15 protein-coding genes, 1 pseudogene and 1 riboswitch are annotated in these 17898 nt (G+C 45.1%); of the genes and pseudogenes, 13 read left to right on the top strand and 3 right to left on the bottom strand.

All coding sequences use genetic code 11. The features are described 5' to 3' along the window. Positions 1-64 precede the first annotated feature (64 nt). The 13 genes and pseudogenes from malE to AS158_RS03600 all read left to right on the top strand — a co-directional run bounded on the left by malE (position 65) and on the right by AS158_RS03600 (position 15476). Complete coding sequence (gene malE / locus AS158_RS03660; RefSeq protein WP_165304503.1) at positions 65-1243, top strand: maltose/maltodextrin ABC transporter substrate-binding protein MalE; 1179 nt, start codon at positions 65-67, stop codon at positions 1241-1243. A 76-nt stretch (positions 1244-1319) separates the two neighbouring features. After that, the gene (locus AS158_RS03655) at positions 1320-3053 is read left to right on the top strand and encodes a DUF4896 domain-containing protein (protein ID WP_165304502.1); all 1734 of its coding nucleotides are present in this window, start codon (positions 1320-1322) and stop codon (positions 3051-3053) included. Further along, the gene (locus AS158_RS03650; RefSeq protein WP_165304501.1) at positions 3050-5551 is read left to right on the top strand and encodes an ABC transporter permease subunit; all 2502 of its coding nucleotides are present in this window, start codon (positions 3050-3052) and stop codon (positions 5549-5551) included. The genes AS158_RS03655 and AS158_RS03650 overlap by 4 nt, the downstream gene beginning before the upstream one ends. Continuing rightward, positions 5548-6969 carry a cyclomaltodextrinase gene (gene aglB, locus AS158_RS03645; protein ID WP_165304500.1) on the top strand — a complete coding sequence of 474 codons (1422 nt, stop codon included), beginning with the start codon at positions 5548-5550 and terminating at the stop codon, positions 6967-6969. The genes AS158_RS03650 and aglB overlap by 4 nt, the downstream gene beginning before the upstream one ends. A gap of 134 nt (positions 6970-7103) precedes the next feature. Next, entirely contained in the window at positions 7104-8546 is a 1443-nt protein-coding gene (gene aglA / locus AS158_RS03640) for an alpha-glucosidase AglA (protein WP_165304499.1), read from the top strand. Positions 8547-8685: 139 nt separating this feature from the next. Beyond that, positions 8686-8930, top strand: a pseudogene (locus tag AS158_RS03635) (IS200/IS605 family transposase); the annotation flags it as partial. 55 nt (positions 8931-8985) lie between these two features. Then, a complete protein-coding gene (locus AS158_RS03630; protein WP_241241239.1) occupies positions 8986-9450 on the top strand; it encodes a transposase in 465 nt (154 codons plus the stop codon). Positions 9451-9624: 174 nt separating this feature from the next. After that, entirely contained in the window at positions 9625-11205 is a 1581-nt protein-coding gene (locus tag AS158_RS09300) for a sensor domain-containing diguanylate cyclase (RefSeq protein ID WP_165304498.1), read from the top strand. A 67-nt stretch (positions 11206-11272) separates the two neighbouring features. Then, positions 11273-11394, top strand: a riboswitch (FMN riboswitch). Positions 11395-11453: 59 nt separating this feature from the next. Continuing rightward, positions 11454-12500: a bifunctional diaminohydroxyphosphoribosylaminopyrimidine deaminase/5-amino-6-(5-phosphoribosylamino)uracil reductase RibD gene (gene ribD / locus AS158_RS03620; protein WP_165304497.1), complete on the top strand. Its 1047-nt coding sequence runs from the start codon at positions 11454-11456 to the stop codon at positions 12498-12500. After that, entirely contained in the window at positions 12485-13057 is a 573-nt protein-coding gene (locus AS158_RS03615) for a riboflavin synthase (protein ID WP_165304496.1), read from the top strand. The genes ribD and AS158_RS03615 overlap by 16 nt, the downstream gene beginning before the upstream one ends. Next, positions 13032-14198: a bifunctional 3,4-dihydroxy-2-butanone-4-phosphate synthase/GTP cyclohydrolase II gene (locus AS158_RS03610; protein ID WP_165304495.1), complete on the top strand. Its 1167-nt coding sequence runs from the start codon at positions 13032-13034 to the stop codon at positions 14196-14198. Before AS158_RS03615 ends, AS158_RS03610 begins: the two co-directional genes overlap by 26 nt. Next, positions 14195-14692: a 6,7-dimethyl-8-ribityllumazine synthase gene (ribH, locus tag AS158_RS03605; protein WP_165304494.1), complete on the top strand. Its 498-nt coding sequence runs from the start codon at positions 14195-14197 to the stop codon at positions 14690-14692. The genes AS158_RS03610 and ribH overlap by 4 nt, the downstream gene beginning before the upstream one ends. Beyond that, positions 14661-15476 carry a glycosyltransferase gene (locus AS158_RS03600; RefSeq protein WP_241241238.1) on the top strand — a complete coding sequence of 272 codons (816 nt, stop codon included), beginning with the start codon at positions 14661-14663 and terminating at the stop codon, positions 15474-15476. Before ribH ends, AS158_RS03600 begins: the two co-directional genes overlap by 32 nt. Here the strand turns inward: AS158_RS03600 and AS158_RS03595 are convergent. Genes AS158_RS03595 through AS158_RS03585 form a run of 3 tightly spaced genes read right to left on the bottom strand, consistent with a single transcriptional unit; the run spans position 15462 to position 17898 of the window. Beyond that, positions 15462-16340 (bottom strand): protease modulator HflC, encoded by an 879-nt coding sequence (locus tag AS158_RS03595; protein WP_038052228.1) that lies wholly within the window; start codon positions 16338-16340, stop codon positions 15462-15464. The two genes, AS158_RS03600 and AS158_RS03595, sit on opposite strands and share 15 nt — an antisense overlap. Then, positions 16337-17263 carry an FtsH protease activity modulator HflK gene (hflK, locus tag AS158_RS03590; protein ID WP_008194376.1) on the bottom strand — a complete coding sequence of 309 codons (927 nt, stop codon included), beginning with the start codon at positions 17261-17263 and terminating at the stop codon, positions 16337-16339. Before hflK ends, AS158_RS03595 begins: the two co-directional genes overlap by 4 nt. Positions 17264-17274: 11 nt before the next feature. Next, positions 17275-17898, bottom strand: a complete 624-nt coding sequence (locus AS158_RS03585) for an N-glycosylase/DNA lyase (RefSeq protein WP_008194378.1) — start codon at positions 17896-17898, stop codon at positions 17275-17277.

The following is a 17898-nucleotide window of genomic DNA, read 5'->3' as shown; positions in this document are numbered from 1 at the left end:
ATTTTGTGAATTTTCTGACAGTAAACTCTTTGAAACTCTTTGTAATCTAAAGGAGGTGTCCATGGTGAAGAGACTGCTCGTTTTAATGCTTGTTGTGGTTTCTGCTCTAATGTTAGCTCAGACAAAGCTCACTATCTGGTGTTCTGAAAAGCAGGTTGACATTCTCCAGAAACTCGGGGAAGAATTCAAGGCTAAGTACGGAATTCCCGTCGAAGTTCAGTACGTCGATTTTGGAAGCATCAAATCCAAATTCCTAACGGCGGCTCCGCAGGGACAGGGCGCAGACATCATTGTTGGAGCGCACGACTGGATAGGAGAACTCGCCGTTAACGGTTTGATCGAACCCATTCCCAACTTCTCTGACTTAAAGAATTTCTACGACACAGCTCTCAAGGCTTTCTCTTACGGAGGGAAACTCTACGGAGTACCGTACGCCATGGAAGCGGTTGCTCTCATCTACAACAAGGACTACGTTGATTCTGTTCCTAAGACCATGGACGAGCTCATAGAAAAAGCAAAACAGATAGATGAGGAGTACGGAGGAGAAGTCAGAGGTTTCATCTACGATGTTGCTAACTTCTACTTCTCTGCGCCGTTCATCCTGGGTTACGGAGGATACGTCTTCAAGGAAACACCCCAGGGACTCGACGTGTCGGATATTGGACTTGCAAACGAAGGAGCAATCAAAGGAGCGAAACTCATAAAGAGAATGATCGATGAAGACGTTCTCACCCCGGGTGACAACTACGGAACTATGGATTCCATGTTTAAAGAAGGTCTCGCAGCTATGATCATCAACGGACCGTGGGCTATAAAATCTTACAAAGACGCGGGTATAAACTACGGAGTTGCTCCTATTCCCGAGCTCGAACCAGGAGTTCCCGCCAAACCATTCGTTGGTGTTCAGGGATTCATGATCAACGTCAAGTCTCCAAATAAAGTGATTGCAATGGAATTTCTCACGAACTTCATAGCGAGAAAAGAAACCATGTACAAGATATACCTCGCAGATCCAAGGCTTCCTGCGAGAAAAGATGTTCTCGAACTCGTCAAAGACAATCCTGATGTTGTGGCGTTCACTCAGAGTGCTTCCATGGGAACACCGATGCCAAACGTGCCGGAAATGGCTCCTGTCTGGTCTGCCATGGGAGACGCTCTCAGCATCATTATCAACGGTCAGGCCAGTGTCGAAGAGGCTCTTAAAGAGGCTGTGGAGAAGATCAAGGCACAGATAGAGAAATAATTCGAATTGTTATCATTAGTCGAATAAGAGGGGGGCTTTCCCCCCTCTTTTAAAAATTCAGGGAGGTCTGGTTGCTGTGAAAAGGCTTCTCAAAATCTTTCTGGTATTGTTTCTTGCTGTATTCAACGCAGGAATGGTCTGGGCAGGGATTTTCCTGCTTCAAAATTCGTATTATGAACTCGGAATTGTCCTTCTCACACTTCTCGTACTCATAGATTACTTCATTTTCAATCCGAAGGCTTACCCTTACAGATACACCATTCCTGCTTTGATACTACTTTTCATGCTTGTTCTCTATCCCATATACTTTACGGTGAAGGTTGCGTTCACCAATTATGGAACAGGACACCTCATGACAAAACAAGAAGCCATCGAGAGAATCCTTTTCGATCCGAATTACACTTATGTTCCAGAGAACGCTGAACCTGTTGAATACATGGTTTTCTCCGTTTTCGACGGTTTGAATCCTACCGTGGATTTTGTTGTTCTTTTCGAGAAAGATGGAAACATCTACATAGCGGAGCATCCCGTTGTCACAAAAAGGAGTGGGAAAGAGGTCCTTTTGAGAGAGTCAACCCTCTTTCCCGTGAAGGATGGAACTGTCGAAGTGAATGGAAAGGTTTATGAAATAGTCCCCTGGCCCGTTTCTATAAAAGAGGTGAACGCTGTTTATTCAGACGGTAAGGTTTACAAACCGCTTTTCTCACCAGGAAAGGTTTCTCTGAAGAGGTACGAGCCTTTCTTCAAAGTGAACGTGGTTCAGAAGTATCTCAACAGGGCAGAGTTTTGGCTCGAGGATCAAAGTTACATGTTTAGAATAGGTGAAAACGGTGAGTGGAATTTTTATCCGGTGAAGAGGCTTTATTCTCTGGCTTTCGAAGAGTCCATCGAAAACGGAAAGATAAAAATGAAACTTGTGGTGAAGAACAATCTCACTGGAAGGTATCTCGTTGAGAAGGAAGGTTCTTTCTACGATTACGATGAAAATGGAAGGGAATTTTTTGTGATTGGATACATGGAGTACATTGGTTTCAAGAATTTCTCCAGGATATTTACTGATCCGAAGATTGCAGGTCCCTTTTTCAAGGTTTTCACCTGGACGTTCACCTGGGCTGCTCTCAGTGTTCTTTTCACTTTTGCAATAGGACTTTCCCTCGCTCTTGTTTTAAACGATAGGACGTTGAAGGGAAAGAACGTGTACAGGACGTTACTCATTATTCCATGGGCCGTGCCGGCTTTCATTTCCGTTCTTGTCTGGAGAAACGGGATGTTCAACGAGACTTATGGGATTCTCAACCGATTCGTTCTTCCGTTCTTGGGGTTGGATCCGGTGAAGTGGTTCAACGATTCGTTCTGGGCAAAGGTCGCCGTTCTCACCGTCAATACCTGGCTGGGATTTCCGTACATGATGGCCGTCTCACTCGGAGCTTTGCAGAGCATTCCAGAGGAGCTCTACGAAGCTGCTGCGATCGATGGAGCTGGAAAGTGGAGGAGATTCTGGACTATCACGTTTCCGCTTCTGATGACCACTGTGGCTCCATTATTGGTCGGAAGTTTCGCTTTCAACTTCAACAACTTCGTGAACATATATCTGCTCACCGGTGGAGGTCCTGCGATGGCCGGAACCACGACTCCCGTTGGTCATACAGACATTCTGATCTCCTACGTTTACAAACTTGCGTTCGAAGGAGGAAGAGGACAGGACTTCGGTTTTGCCAGCGCTATATCCATCATCATATTCTTCCTCGTTGGAGGAATCAGCTTTGTGAACTTCAAACTCTCTGGGGCGTTTGAAGAGGTGAGCGAATGATGGTGAGGAAAAAGAATAGATGGCTCACATATGTTCTTCTAACACTTCTTGTTGTTGTGGTTCTCTTTCCCATCGTTTGGGTTGTTTCTACTTCTTTCAGAAGAGATGAGGCGGCTTTTTCCCCGAAACTCTTCTCGTCTCGTCTCACCCTTCAGCACTACAAAGATCTGGTGGCGCCTGAGAAGAATCTTCCCGTGCTCATACAGGAGATGCAGAGTCTTGTTTCCAGGGTAGAACCTTTTGATAACGTTTCCAGAGAGAAAACGGATCGTCTCGTTGAAGATCGAATTAGAAGATTCGAAAATTACCTCGCCGAAACGAAGAAACTTTTGGAAGATGTCAATGCGAGAAATTCGAAAATAGAAAAGACTCTTTCTCAGAATTTTTCCGATGTTTTGTCTTACACGAAAGATGTTCTGGAAGAGGCAAAGAAATTGACTCAAGAACAGATGGAGAAAATCCCATTGCCTGATTCACAGAGGATCGCTGTTGCACTCTATGAAAAATTGAAAGGCAAAAACTTTAGAAGTGCTGAATTTCAGGCTATGAAGGTCGAAATAGAAAAAGTAGTGGGTTACAGCGTTGAGAATCAGGATGTTCTGAATGATGCCCTTTCTGAACTTGGACTGGTTTATGAGAGAGAAGTAGGAACGTTCATGAAAGAGATCGAAAAACTTAACGATGAAATTGAAACTCTTCAGAGAGAAATAGCTACTCTTGAGAAACAGAAGGAAATCCTTGAGAAAGAAATCCTGGAAAAACAAAAAGTACTCGAGGTTTTGAAGCCCGATATCGATCCCGTGAGCGAGGTTCTCCTCAAACTCAAGGAAATGGTGCACAGTATCAGGAGCAGCAAAGTGGAAGCTACATTTCCTTATGAAGACTCAGAATTGAAATCTTCGCTCAAAAAACTCCTGTCTGAACTCAACACTCTCTACAACAAAATTTCTGCTTTTTCTGATCTTTCGGATCTCTCAGAAAAGATCTTTGCCATGAAGAGTTCTTTAGAAGAGATAGAGAATGTGATAAGCAAAGACGGTGATATTTCCAAAAAAGCCCTCTATGGAAGCTTCGTTCAATCCTTTGAAGAAACGGTTCCTATTGTTGAAGGAATCGTAGAGAAAGTGAGCGACGGAATTGACGATTTCGTTCAGAAGATAAAGGATTTGAAAAGTATAGAAAACGAAATCGTGGTACTAACAGCAAAACTCGATGGTCTGGAGAATAGTATGAACAGAGTGAAATCCTCCCTCTCTGAGAAAGAAAAAGAAATTTCTTCAGCGAAGATATATCTGGATCTCAAGATCTTCAGCTATCAGATCCAAAGCAGAATTGATTCTCTCGAAGATATGAAATCTTTCAACAGCGCTGCGCAGATAAAGCTTCTCTCGATATACAAGACTCTCAAGGACTTTGTGAGTAACTATGTATCGGAGTACGGAGGAGACGATTTCATTGGAAAGATAAGAAAACTGGCAGCGAAGCTCTCTTGGATAGAAGACTACAGAGATCTGAACAAAAGGGTAGAAACGGGCTACAAAAACGCTGTGGAAATCGTTGAAAACGCTCAAAATATCCTCGATGACTTCAAAGGAAGTTATTCGAATCTTGTTGATCTTTCCTTCAAAGGACTTTATGTCTCCTCTGAGCACCTTGAAATGCTGTACGACCTTGTGAAGATGAACTTCGTTCAAGAGGTCCTCACTAACACAGCGGTGGCTTCGAGAAAGGCGGGAACTCTGATAGACACCATTCCTTTGAAGGAATTGAAGTCCGATCTCAAAAAGATCGATGGAGATCTCTACAGACTCGCGCAGATATGGGAGCAGAAGACGAAGCATTATTTCCTCAGATGGGTCATGAACTCGGTGATCGTCGCAGGCCTTGTTTCACTCATTACCACGGCTGTTTGTGCCTTGGCGGCATATCCGTTCAGCAGAATGAGATTCTGGGGAAGGCAGTACGGAATCATGGCTCTTCTTCTCATTCAGATGTTCCCTGCTATTATGTACATGGTTGCGATATACGGTCTTTTGAAGCTCATCGGTCAGTTCCTTCCGTTCCTAGGATTGGATTCTCTCGGAGGATTGATATTTGCTTATCTCGGCAACATAGCTTACAACATGTACCTCATAAAGGGATTCTACGACACCATTCCTTCGTCTCTCGAAGAGGCCGCCATGATCGACGGTGCGACCAGATTCCAGACCTTCTACAAGATAGTCGTTCCACTCGCACTTCCGATCCTCACGGTCATATTGATACTCACCTTCATCGGGACGTTCAACGAGTTCGTCCTTGCAAGGATCATCCTTCAAGACGTGAAAAACTACACCTACGCCCTCGGCCTCTGGACGTTCTCAACGGGTGCTTATGAAACAGAATGGGGACTCTTCACGGCTGCTGCTCTTCTCGGTATGACACCAATGGTGATACTTTTCCTGTCTCTCCAGAAGTACATAGTGGGTGGTCTCACGAAAGGATCGGTGAAAGGATGATGTATCCGACGCCATCCTGGGTTTACGACAGCGTCGTTTATCAGATCTTTCCGGATAGATTCTTCATCGGAAAAGGAAAAACGGTGGAAGACAAAAAGGATTTGTACCTGAAGCGGGGAGGAATCATAGAGAAATGGGGAGTTCCTCCCCGCAAACTTCCTGGTGCTCAGCATGTGAAGGTCTTCTACGGAGGAGATCTGTGGGGAATAGCCGAGAAAGTCGATTATCTTGAAGAACTCGAAATCAACGTTCTGTACCTCACTCCTATCTTTTTGTCTGATACCAATCACAAATACGACACGATCGATTATTTCAAAATAGATCCGCAGTTCGGTGGGAAGAGGGCTTTTCTCCATCTTTTGAGGGTTTTCCATGAGAGGAATATGAAGCTCATACTCGATGGCGTGTTCAACCACGTTGGGAGTCAGCATCCGTGGTTCAAAAAAGCGAAGAGAAACGATCTAGAGTACGTGAACAGGTTTTTTCTTTATAAAGATAGGCACAGATCATGGTTCGACGTTGGAAGCCTTCCTGAACTGAACGTGGAAGTTGAGGAAGTGAAGGAATACATCTTGAAAGTTGTCGAGCACTACCTGAAACTGGGGATAGACGGTTGGAGGTTGGATTGTGGCCACGATCTTGGACCTACCGTCAATCTGTGGATCAACATGAAAGTGAAAGAACTCTCAGCGGAAAAGTACCTTGTGAGTGAGATATGGACTTATCCTGCAGGATGGGATATAGTTGATGGTCTGATGAATTACAACTTCAGAAACCTCGTACTGAGCTATGTGAATGGCGAAACGGATTCCATAGGTTTTCACCTGGAAAGGGCTTACAGGGAAACAAAGAACATATTCGGATGCTGGAATATGCTCGACAGTCATGACACTCCTAGACTTGCCACAATGGTTCCCGACAGAGACCTGAGAAAGCTCGCTGTAGTTCTTCAGTTCACCTATCCCGGTGTTCCACTTGTTTATTATGGAACAGAGATAGGTCTCACAGGTGGAGAAGATCCAGAGTGTCGCGCCACCATGGAATGGAACAGGGAGAAATGGGATGTTGATCTGTTCGAGTTCTACAAGAAGATAATCAAGCTGAGAAGGACGGATCCAGGTTTGCGCTTTGGAGAGTTTGTTTTGCTGAACGATTCACCTCTCGCGTTTCTCAGAAGGACTCCTCACCCCCTTCAAAACACCATTGTGGTGGTGAATTCAGGAGAAGAGAAAGTGCTGGTTCTTTCCATTCCCGACGGGAAAATCATGAACACCACTCCCCTTGTTGATGTGTTCAGTGGAGAAAGATTCTACGTTGACGGTGGGGTTGTGAAGCTTCCTCTTCCGGCGAGATCCTTCAGAATTCTCAAGCCCGAGGATCTGAGAGTGGGTAAGTACAGACTGTACAAGAGAGTTTGAAAAAAATCCTTGAAGATTCTGGCTGGCTTCCGGCTAGCCTTTTAATCTTTTAAGAAACGTTTGAATTCATAGAAAAATCGTTCTGAAAGTATATAGTTGTAACTGGTGGATACGAACTACAGGGAGGTGTTTTCATGCCATCTGTGAAGATCGGTATCATCGGTGCGGGAAGTGCGGTGTTTTCCCTGAGGCTTGTGAGTGATCTGTGTAAAACCCCCGGTCTTTCCGGGAGCACAGTCACCCTCATGGACATCGATGAAGAGAGACTCGACGCCGTTCTAACCATCGCGAAAAAATACGTTGAAGAAGTGGGAGCGGATCTGAAATTTGAAAAAACCACGAGTTTAGATGACGTCATCGTTGACGCGGATTTTGTGATAAACACGGCCATGGTGGGAGGGCACACCTACTTGGAGAAGGTCAGGCAGATCAGTGAAAAATACGGCTACTACAGAGGAATAGACGCTCAGGAGTTCAACATGGTCTCTGACTACTACACCTTCTCCAACTACAACCAGCTCAAGTACTTCGTTGACATAGCAAAGAAGATAGAGAAGCTCTCTCCAAAGGCGTGGTACTTGCAAGCAGCAAATCCTGTTTTCGAGGGAACGACGCTTGTGACAAGAACGGTTCCCATAAAGGCAGTGGGATTCTGCCATGGACACTATGGAGTGATGGAAATCATTGAGAAATTGGGACTGGAAGAAGAAAAAGTGGACTGGCAGGTTGTAGGAGTGAACCACGGTATCTGGCTGAATAGATTTAGATACAACGGGGAGAACGCGTATCCTCTCCTTGACAAATGGATCGAGGAAAAATCAAAAGATTGGAAACCAGCGAACCCCTTCAACGACCAACTCTCTCCCACTGCGATAGACATGTACAGATTCTACGGTGTGATGCCCATCGGTGACACCGTGAGAAACTCTTCGTGGAGGTACCACAGGGATCTCGAAACCAAGAAGAAATGGTACGGTGAACCCTGGGGAGGAGCAGATTCTGAAATAGGTTGGAAATGGTACCAGGATACACTTGGAAAGGTCACTGAAATCACAAAGAAGGTGGCAAAGTTCATCAAAGAAAATCCGTCCGTGAGGCTCTCCGACCTTGGAAGTGTTCTGGGGAAAGACCTCTCAGAAAAACAGTTTGTGCTCGAAGTGGAGAAAATTCTCGATCCAGAAAGAAAGAGCGGAGAGCAGCACGTTCCATTCATCGATGCACTGTTGAACGATAATAAGGCAAGATTCGTGGTGAACATACCAAATAGGGGTATCATCCATGGAGTAGACGATGACGTGGTTGTTGAAGTCCCAGCCCTTGTGGACAAAAACGGAATCCATCCAGAAAAGATCGAACCACCGCTTCCAGATCGCGTGGTGAAGTACTACCTGAGACCCAGAATCATGAGGATGGAGATGGCACTGGAGGCGTTCCTCACGGGAGACATAAGGATCATAAAAGAGCTTCTCTACAGAGATCCGAGAACAAAGAACGATGATCAGGTGGAAAAGGTGATCGAAGAGATCCTCGCACTTCCAGAAAACGAAGAGATGAGAAAACATTATCTGAAAAGATGAAAGGATCTGAAAGGGGCCTGAGAGGCCCTTTTTTTATCGGTAAAATTACGAAATAAGACACCACCTTTTATAAGGTGGAGATGAAATTTGTAAAACTTGCGCTTGTGATGTAGTTAATATACTAAAGCGAGGCGGGAACGTGATTCTTGAGTCAAACAGCTATTCAGTCTTCAAATTGAATTATCAAAATATCAAGCAAAAGTAATAGACAATGACATCTAAAATGGAATCACGACAAAGATCACATTCATGTTTTGTTTTCTGCACGATCGAGTTCACAGCTATCGAAGTTCATAAACGAAAGACAAATTGTGGAAATCTGCTTTTTGGTCTGAGAGCTATTGCCTTTTGACTCTAGGTGGAGCGTCTTTAGAGGTTCTTAAAGGGAAGGATAAGCATTACAAATTTCGTATTTTTAGTCACTATCATTTACAGAGTGATGAAACGTCCTACATACCACAACAAATGGGCATCTGTTTTAGTGAAACTCAACAAGTATCCATGGTTCAACAAAGCAAGCTCTCAAGCACTTCAGCAGTCGTTAGATCGTATGTTCAAAAAATTCTTCGAAAAGCAAGCTAGCTATCCAAAGTTCAAGAAAAAGAAATTCTTCTGCCAAACTTTTTGTGTACCACAACACATTCAGTTCTACATCAAAGAAGACAATCCAAAATACAGCTACATAGAACTTCTCGAGTACAAAGCAAAGCGCTGTGAAATTGAAGTGATAAAAGCAAGCAGATACTATCCCTCAAGTCAGATGTGCAGTGAGTGTGGGTACATAAACAAAGAAGTCAAAGACCTTAGTGTCAGAGAATGGATATGTCCTGTATGCAGAGTGCATCATGATAGAGGTGTAAACGCTGCTAAGAATTTGGCCAGGTATGGCTTGATGCTTCAGTAGGGTGGGAATCTCCGAGTTCATGTCCGTGGATCGTGCTCTGGCGGTGGGACCCGAAAGGGGTCTACGAGCTATCACAGGTTGAAGTGGGAAGCCATGTCTTCTATAAGTCATGGTAGTTCACTGTTGTGGTAATATTATTATTAAGTGTATCAAAAGAAGATAGTGGGGGAAAAGATGAGTTCTCTTAAAAAAGAACTTTTCTGGAGAATAACTATAACTGTTATTGTTGTGTTTGTTGTGATAGGTGTTCTGAGCATCTTTCAGCTCTACCTTTCTGGAATGAAAGCTGCCCGCGCTTTCATAAGGAACGTGAACAATACCGTGACGTCTTTCATAAACGGATATCTCAGAAAGTTCTATGTTGTCGTTGATGTTTTGAGCCGCATTCCTGAAGTACGGTATGCACCTTACTTAACTGATGAAGAAAGGCGGAAAGTGCTTGAAATCTACAGAATCTTCCAGGAGGCAGACAGAGATATATACTACCTGTACTCGGGATACGAGAACGGATTTCTTCTGATCAACGATTACGAACCCGCGGAAGGATACGATCCAAGAGTAAGACCCTGGTACAGAGCCGCTCTCGAGTCCAGACCTAGACCCACCGGTGGGATTCCCTACAAAGAGTTCAAAACAAAAGAGCTTTTGTTTTCCGTGAGCAAGGTACTCACAGACGATGAAGGAAACGTGACCGGTGTGATATCTGTTGAGACACTTCTGGAGAGACTTTTGAGAAATTTTCCCCGTTCTTTTAATAACTATGAAACTGTGACAACGTACGTTTTAAGGGACGATCAGACGATAATCATCCATCCAGACGAATCACTTCTGACCATGAAAATATCCGATGTCATTGGGAGAAATCTTCCCATAACGGGTTTATCTGGAGAAATCGAATACGAAATAAACGGCGAGAAGAAGATGGCTTACTACTCTCGTATCCCAGAACTCGAATGGATCGTCGTTACTTCCGTGGATAAAAGTGAGTTGCTTAGGCCCATTCTCATCAATGTGGGGATTGTCTCTATTTTCTTTACGGGCATCATTTCCTTGACAACAGTTTTCATAAACAACTGGTTCAACGGGAAAGTTCTTAAACCTTTGAATTCTCTAAAAGAAGATGTGGAAAAGATAATGGTGGGAAGAACCCCGGATGTATCTTCTTATCCTGACAACGAGATAGGAACTGTGTCCAAGGAGATATACAGCTTGACAGAGAGGGAGCTCTACAAGAAGAATCAGCAGCTGAGGAATCTGAATGAAAAGCTTGAGAAGTTATCGGTCACCGATGAATTAACGGGGCTTTTCAATCGTCGAAAAATGGACGAAGAACTTGAAAAGGAGTTCCATCTCTGGAAAAGACATAGAAGACCTTTTTCACTTCTTATGATCGATATCGATGATTTTAAAAAGGTAAACGACACGTATGGACACTTGGTTGGGGATGATGTGCTCAAAAGAGTTGCTCGGCTTCTTGTTTCCTCTCTTAGAGCTTCCGATGTGGTTGCGAGGTGGGGTGGAGAAGAGTTTTTGATCCTCTGTCCTGAAACGACTTTGAACGAAGCAATGAGCCTCGCGGAGAGAATCAGAACAAAGATCGAGGGAGAAACCTTTGAAAACGGTTTGAATGTAACCGTGAGTATCGGCGTTTGTGAAATGAAAGACCATGAGACTATAGATGATCTTCTCAAGGAAGCAGACGATAACCTCTACCTGGCAAAACAGCGCGGGAAAAACAGAGTGGTCAGCGGATGAATATTAAAGGATCTGTTATCTTCTGGAAATAAATCCTTGATAGAATGGAGAAAACTGAATACAGAAGAAACGCTCTCGGGGCAGGGTGGAATTCCCGACCGGCGGTGAAAGCCCGCGAGCCCTCTCATGAGGGTTGACCCGGTGGAATTCCGGGGCCGACGGTGAAAGTCCGGATGGGAGAGAGCGTAATGTGGAGATTATATGGGACCCGAGAGGGTCCCTTTTCTTTTACACAGGGAGGATGTTGTATGTATGAAGTTTTCATGAAAAGAGCGATAGAGCTTGCAAAGAAAGGACTTGGAAGGGTGAACCCCAACCCACCAGTTGGTGCGGTCGTTGTGAGAGACGGCAGAATAATCGCGGAGGGTTTTCACCCCTATTTTGGTGGTCCACACGCTGAAAGGGTAGCGATAGAGAATGCAAAGAGAAATGGAGAAGATTTGCGAGGAGCGACTCTCATAGTTACCCTTGAACCCTGTGATCATCACGGAAAGACACCTCCATGCACGGATCTGATCATAGAAAGTGGAATAAAAACCGTTGTGATCGGAACAAGGGATCCAAATCCAATTTCAGGAAATGGAGTGGAGAAGCTCAAAAATCATAGGATCGAATTGATAGAAGGTGTTTTGGAGGAAGAAGTGAAAAAGCTGTGTGAGTTCTTCATCACTTACGTGACAAAGAAGAGACCGTTCATCGCGTTGAAGTACGCGTCCACTTTGGATGGGAAAATAGCTGATCACAGAGGAGATTCCAAATGGATCACGAACAGGCTCAGATTCAAGGTTCACGAGATGAGAAGCATCTACTCGGCTGTTCTCGTCGGTGCTGGAACGGTTTTGAAGGACAATCCCCAGCTAACTTGTAGGTTGAAAGAAGGGAGAAATCCCGTGAGGGTGATTCTCGACAGAAGGGGCGCTTTGAGTGGAAAAGCGTTCAGAGTGTTCGAAGAAAACGCTCGAGTGATCGTTTTCACAGAAAATGAAGAATCGGAATATCCACCACACGTAGAAAAGGTTCTGAGCGATTGTTCCGTGGAGAGTATATTGAGAAATCTGTACGAAAGGGGTATCGATTCTGTCTTGGTGGAGGGTGGATCGAAAGTGTTCAGCGAATTTTTGGATCACGCAGACGTGGTTTTTGGGTTTTATTCGACGAAAATCTTTGGGAAAGGGCTTGATGTCTTTTCTGGTTATTTGTCTGATGTTTCAACTCCTCCGAAGTTCAAAGTGGTGAACGTGGAGTTTTCCGACTCGGAGTTCTTAGTGGAGATGAGACCGTGTTCACGGGAATAGTTCAAAAGGTGGAAAGAGGATACATCAGAGGAGAGAGGATCTTCTTCAAAAGAACGTGGAAAGTGAATCTGGGAGAGAGTATAGCGGTGAACGGTGTGTGTCTGACGGTCTCGGGGGTTTCGGAGGAAGAATACTGGTTCGATGTGGGTGAAGAGACGAGGAGGAAAACCAATCTTTTCGTCTCCCGTTTTTACAATCTTGAGAAATCTCTGACTCTTGGCAGCAGGGTTGATGGACACCTGGTAACGGGTCATGTGGACGGCACCGTCAGGTTTGTCGGAATGGAAAGGCGTGGAAACAGCTATTTCATGTTCTTTTCGATGCCGATGGAAAGATGGGCAATCGTTCCAAAAGGTTCTATCGCGTTGAACGGTATCAGCCTCACCGTCGTTGAAACTTCTCTGGATACGTTCAGTGTTCAGGTGATCCCACACACATTCGAGAACACAAACCTCCAGTACCTGGTGCCCGGAGATCTCGTTAACTACGAGATCGATATCATCGCTCGCTACTTGAAAGGGGTGATAGACAGTGGAAGAACTGAGAGAGACTTTTGAGGGAGGAAAACCTGTCGTTTTGATCGACAGAAACAGAGAGAACGAAGCGGATTTTGTTTTTCCCGCTCAATTGATCACCGAAGACGTTGTGAATTTTTTCGTCACATACGGGAAGGGACTCTTCTGTGTTACAGCCGACGAAGAAGATCTTTTGAAAAGAGGGTTCGTAAAACTTTCCTCGAACTACGGAGCGAACTATTTTGTCCCGGTGGACTGGGGCACTGGCACCGGGATTTCGGCGTCAGAAAGGGCAGAAACGTGCAGAAAACTGGCAGAGGGCAGATATTTCTATGAGTTCAGGTACCCAGGCCACGTCACAGTGATCGGAGGAATCGGTTTCCAGAGACGAAAAGGACACACGGAGGCATCTTTGGAAATTTCTGAACTCGCAGGTTTCAGTCGTTATGCGGTGATCGTGGAAATTCTGGATGAGAAGGGAAATTCTCACAATCTGGATTATGTTTTACAAATTTCGAAGAGGTTTTCCCTGCCCGTTCTGGAGATGGAAGATGTCTGGTGTGAATTCGTGAAGAGAAAGCTTCTCATAAAGAAAAAAGCCGAAGCGACACTCCCGACGGATTTCGGTGTTTTCAGGGTTGTTTCTTTCGAAAACCACCTCGATGACAAAGAGCATTTCGCGATCGTTAAGGAACCTCTCGAAGAACCCGTTGCGGTGAGGATACACTCCGAGTGCGTGACCGGAGACGTTCTTTCTTCTTTGAGGTGTGACTGCGGTTCACAGCTGGCGAATTTTCTCAGATACATGTCAATTCACGGGGGTATCCTGATCTACTTGAGACAAGAGGGGAGAGGAATCGGTCTTTCGAACAAAATAGCAGCCTATTCCCTTCAGGACGAAGGTTTAGACACTGTGGAAGCAAACAGGGTTCTTGGTTTTTCTGAAGACGAAAGGGATTACGCACCGGCGGTGCAGATCTTGAAAGCCCTTGGCATCGAAAGGGTTCTTCTCTTCACCAACAACCAAAGAAAGACGGTTGGTCTTGAAAAATACGGGATCGAAGTTGTCGAAACGAAGAGACTGTACGGAAGAGTAACACCTCACAACAGGTTCTATCTTTCGACAAAAATGAAAAAACTCGGACACGAACTCGAAGAAATCTTCAGGGAGGTGAATTCATGAAGGTTGTTCAGGGAGACTACAGAGGAGAAGGTTTGAAGATAGCCATAGTCGTTCCAAGATTCAACGACCTCGTCACTTCGAAACTCCTCGAAGGGGCACTTGACGGGCTGAAAAGACACGGTGTCTCAGACGAAGACATAACGGTTGTGAGAATTCCAGGAAGCATAGAAGCAATATACACGCTCAAGAAACTCCTTGAACTCAACGTGCACGATGCTATAATCGTTCTTGGTGCTGTGATAAGGGGAGAGACGTATCATTTCAACGTGGTGGCGAACGAGATAGGTAAAGCAGTGGCACAGTTCAACATGACCTCTGATATTCCGATTGTTTTCGGCGTTCTCACCACGGACACCCTTGAGCAGGCTCTGAACAGAGCCGGAGCAAAGAGTGGAAACAAAGGTTTTGAAGCAGCCATGGTGGCAATAGAGATGGCAAATCTCAGAAAGAAACTCAGGAGGGATGCCTTTGAATCTGATAGCAACGGCAGGTAACGACAAAATAAGAGACTTTCTGGTGAACGACTGGTACAGATCTCTGAAGGAGAATGTGAATTTGAGCAACACGGACGTTCTCATCATAAACTACGGTCTTACAGGACTTCCTGAAGAGGTTATCAACTTTCCGGCGGTGGAAAGCTCTGGACACATAAACAACACACGTTTCATCAATCTTGCTGTCTTTCTTGAGAATCATCCTGAGTACGATCAGATCCTGTTTTGTGATGGTGGAGACATCATCTTCCAGAGTGATATCTCGCATCTATTCGAGAAACACAGAGACGCTTTTCGAGCGGTTGTTGAGCAGTTGAGCCCACCCATAGATCTCGTGGTGAAGGAAGAAGATCTTGTGAATGGAAAGGAGATAAAGTCTTTTCTTTCAAACAAAAAGCTCTTCAACGTGGGTGTGATAATAGCGCCAAGGGAAGGTTTCATCGATTTGGCAAGAACAATGGAAAGACGTCTGAGAAACATGAACGTCTGGGGTGGAGATGCCGTCGTTGGAAACTACGTGATTTACAAAAACCCCCACGTGGAACTTCCTTCGAAGTACAACTTCATTCCTTCAACAGCCCGGGAAAAATTCTATGTGGAGGATTCGAAGTTTTATCTCGAAAATGGTGAGCTCATTCCCATCGTTCACAACGCTGGAAGGTACAAATTTCTCAGACCAGTGAAGAATTTTGGTTACGGTCCCGAAAAGAACAGGGTGAACAGATTCAACATATGGATTTTCAGGATACTCTTCGGTGTGAGTAACTTTTTAAAAATGAAGTGAGGGGAGGTTCCCTCTCTTCGTTTTGAGGTATTTCAGTGCGTCGAGTTCGTCTCCAATTATGAGAATTCCTTTTTCGATGGATCTGTAAACTTCCATCGTTCTCCAGAACTCGTAGAAGTCCTTGTCTTTTGAAAACACCTCCGCGTAGATCTTCACCGCGCTTGCTTCTCCGGTTCCTTTAATTTGTTCCGCTTTGCTTTGAGCTTCCGCGATCAGAACCTTCGCTGTCTTGTCGGCTTCCGCACGTATCTTTCTTGCCTCTTTCTCACCTTCAGCCCTGATCTGTGCAGCGATGCTGTATCTTTCCGCTTTCATTCTTTCGTACACGGCCTTTTCGTTCTCAGCGGGAAGGTCGGCGTGCTTCACCCTCACATCGACCACTTCTATGCCGAAGTCCTTCAGATCTTCTCTTGAAAGAGCCGTGACTTCCCTCAAAAGGTCTTCTCTCTTCTCGGAGATGATCTCGTCGAAGTTTGCTTTTGCGAAGATGTTTCTCACGTGTGAGTAAACCACATCGTCGATTCTTGGAAGAGCGAGCTTCACGCTCTTCAGTGATTTTATGAACGCTTCCGCATCTTTTATCCTCCAGAGAACGTACGTGTCTATCACGAGTGTTTTCTTGTCGGCGGCTATGATCTTTTCTGGTTCTATATCGTAGAGGAGGATTCTTTTATCGAACCTCACCACATTATCAACGAACGGCTGTTTGAAATGAAGCCCGGGTTCCGTTTCCACCGCGACGATCTTTCCGAATCTCAAAACCACTGCCTGCTGTGTCTGATCCAGGACGTAGAAAGAAGAGAACAAAAGGATCGCACCCACTACGATCAGAATGATCAGAAGAGAAAGCATCCAGATTTTCATTTTCCCATCCCCTTCAAAAGGTCGGAAATGTTGAGGATGTTCAGAGAATCACCGTTTCCCACAAAGAAAACCTTGTTTTCGGATTTTTCAAGCAAAGATTGGAGAGCGTCGAGGAGCATTCGTTTTCTCGTGATATCAGGAGCCTTTGAGTATTCTTCCAGCACCTCTTCGAATCTTTTCGCTTCGCCGAGCGCTTTCAGATAAACTTCCTGAGCGTAGGCCTCTGCCTGTCTCAGTATCTCTTGTGCCTGTCCCTGGGCTTTTGGAACAACGTCGTTGGCGTATTTTCTTGCCTCGTTTATGAGACGTTCTTTGTCCTGACGAGCGTTGTTCACATCGTCGAAGGCGTCAACAACGGGATCTGGCGGGACCACTTCCTGGAGATAAACGTTTTCCACCTTTATACCGCAGTTGTAGGAATCGAGAATCTCCTGGAGCATCCGGGCAGTTTCGAATCCTATTTCATCTCTTCCTGTGGTGAGAACATCGTCGATGCTTCTCATCGCCACCTTCTCACGAAGAACAGATTCTGTTGTGAATCTCACGATAGAATCCGCTTCTGTGATGTTGAAGGCGTAAGCGACGGGATCTTTCACTCTGTACTGAACCACCGCTTCCACACTCACGAGGTTGTTGTCTCCTGTGATCATTATGGCTTCTTGAGGAACCGATTGGTAAGAGATCCTCTCCCCTCGCTGAATGCTTCTGAATCCTATTTCGATCTTTCTCACAGTTGTGACGTCGACGGTCACATGAGACTGAATCGGATACGGCAGGTGGTAATGGATTCCTGAAGGAACGACCGAGGTGAATCTTCCAAAAGTCTTGAGAAGAGCGACTTCGGAGGGTCCTACCTGATACACACCGATGAGAAAGTAGATTCCCAGCACGATGAAAACGACTATCCACACGTATTTTCGCACTCCATCACCCCCTATTTATCTACCTTCCCCTTCACAAGGTACCACAGGTAGAGATCGAACTTCCCGGGAGATTCTCCAAACGCTTCGGCGACTTTTCTGAGGATCTCTTCCACGTAGAGATATCTTTTCTTACTCCATCCTTTTGGTATCTCCTGAATCAGGCCGTGTCTTTTCATGAGTCTCAGAACGTGTTTATCCAAAATAGCGAGGTCTTCCACACCGGTGTTTCTGAGAAAGTGGCTCGCCTCTTTCCAGCCGATTCCCTTTGCGTTTCTTACGAGAAACTCTCTGGATTGAAAAGGATCACCCTTCACAAGGTTCTTCAACTTTCCCAGCAGTTTTCTGTTTTCTACTATGAACTCGGCTCTCTTTTGAGGATACCTGTGTCCAACCTCTCTCAGTTTCTCCGCGAGTTCCTCAAGCGGAAGATGCACAAAGCCCTTTCCGATTTCTTTCTGCGCTCTAATTCCACCTTCTGCACTCCAGTTGGCTGTGAGAACACAGAAAGAGAGTTCACAGAAGAGATCCTCTTCTGTTCCTTCTTCGCCCAATCTTTTGAACTCTTCGAACCGATGTTCAACGAGCGGTTTTGCTTCCTCTCGTATCCTTTCGAGTTCTTTCAGCAGTTTTTCCAA

The organism is Thermotoga sp. 38H-to (assembly GCF_011057665.1).
GTDB lineage: Bacteria > Thermotogota > Thermotogae > Thermotogales > Thermotogaceae > Thermotoga.
Note: the sequence above shows the minus strand (reverse complement) of the source record. Positions and strands in the feature narration are given on the sequence as shown.

Excerpts from the sequence above, each read along its gene's own strand:
- AS158_RS03650 (WP_165304501.1), top strand. The coding sequence starts at position 3,050 with ATGATGGTGAGGAAAAAGAATAGATGGCTCACATATGTTCTTCTAACA.
- aglB (WP_165304500.1), top strand. The coding sequence starts at position 5,548 with ATGATGTATCCGACGCCATCCTGGGTTTACGACAGCGTCGTTTATCAG.
- aglA (WP_165304499.1), top strand. The coding sequence starts at position 7,104 with ATGCCATCTGTGAAGATCGGTATCATCGGTGCGGGAAGTGCGGTGTTT.
- AS158_RS03630 (WP_241241239.1), top strand. The coding sequence starts at position 8,986 with ATGAAACGTCCTACATACCACAACAAATGGGCATCTGTTTTAGTGAAA.
- AS158_RS09300 (WP_165304498.1), top strand. The coding sequence starts at position 9,625 with ATGAGTTCTCTTAAAAAAGAACTTTTCTGGAGAATAACTATAACTGTT.
- ribD (WP_165304497.1), top strand. The coding sequence starts at position 11,454 with ATGTATGAAGTTTTCATGAAAAGAGCGATAGAGCTTGCAAAGAAAGGA.
- ribH (WP_165304494.1), top strand. The coding sequence starts at position 14,195 with ATGAAGGTTGTTCAGGGAGACTACAGAGGAGAAGGTTTGAAGATAGCC.
- AS158_RS03600 (WP_241241238.1), top strand. The coding sequence starts at position 14,661 with ATGCCTTTGAATCTGATAGCAACGGCAGGTAACGACAAAATAAGAGAC.
- AS158_RS03595 (WP_038052228.1), bottom strand. The coding sequence starts at position 16,340 with ATGAAAATCTGGATGCTTTCTCTTCTGATCATTCTGATCGTAGTGGGT.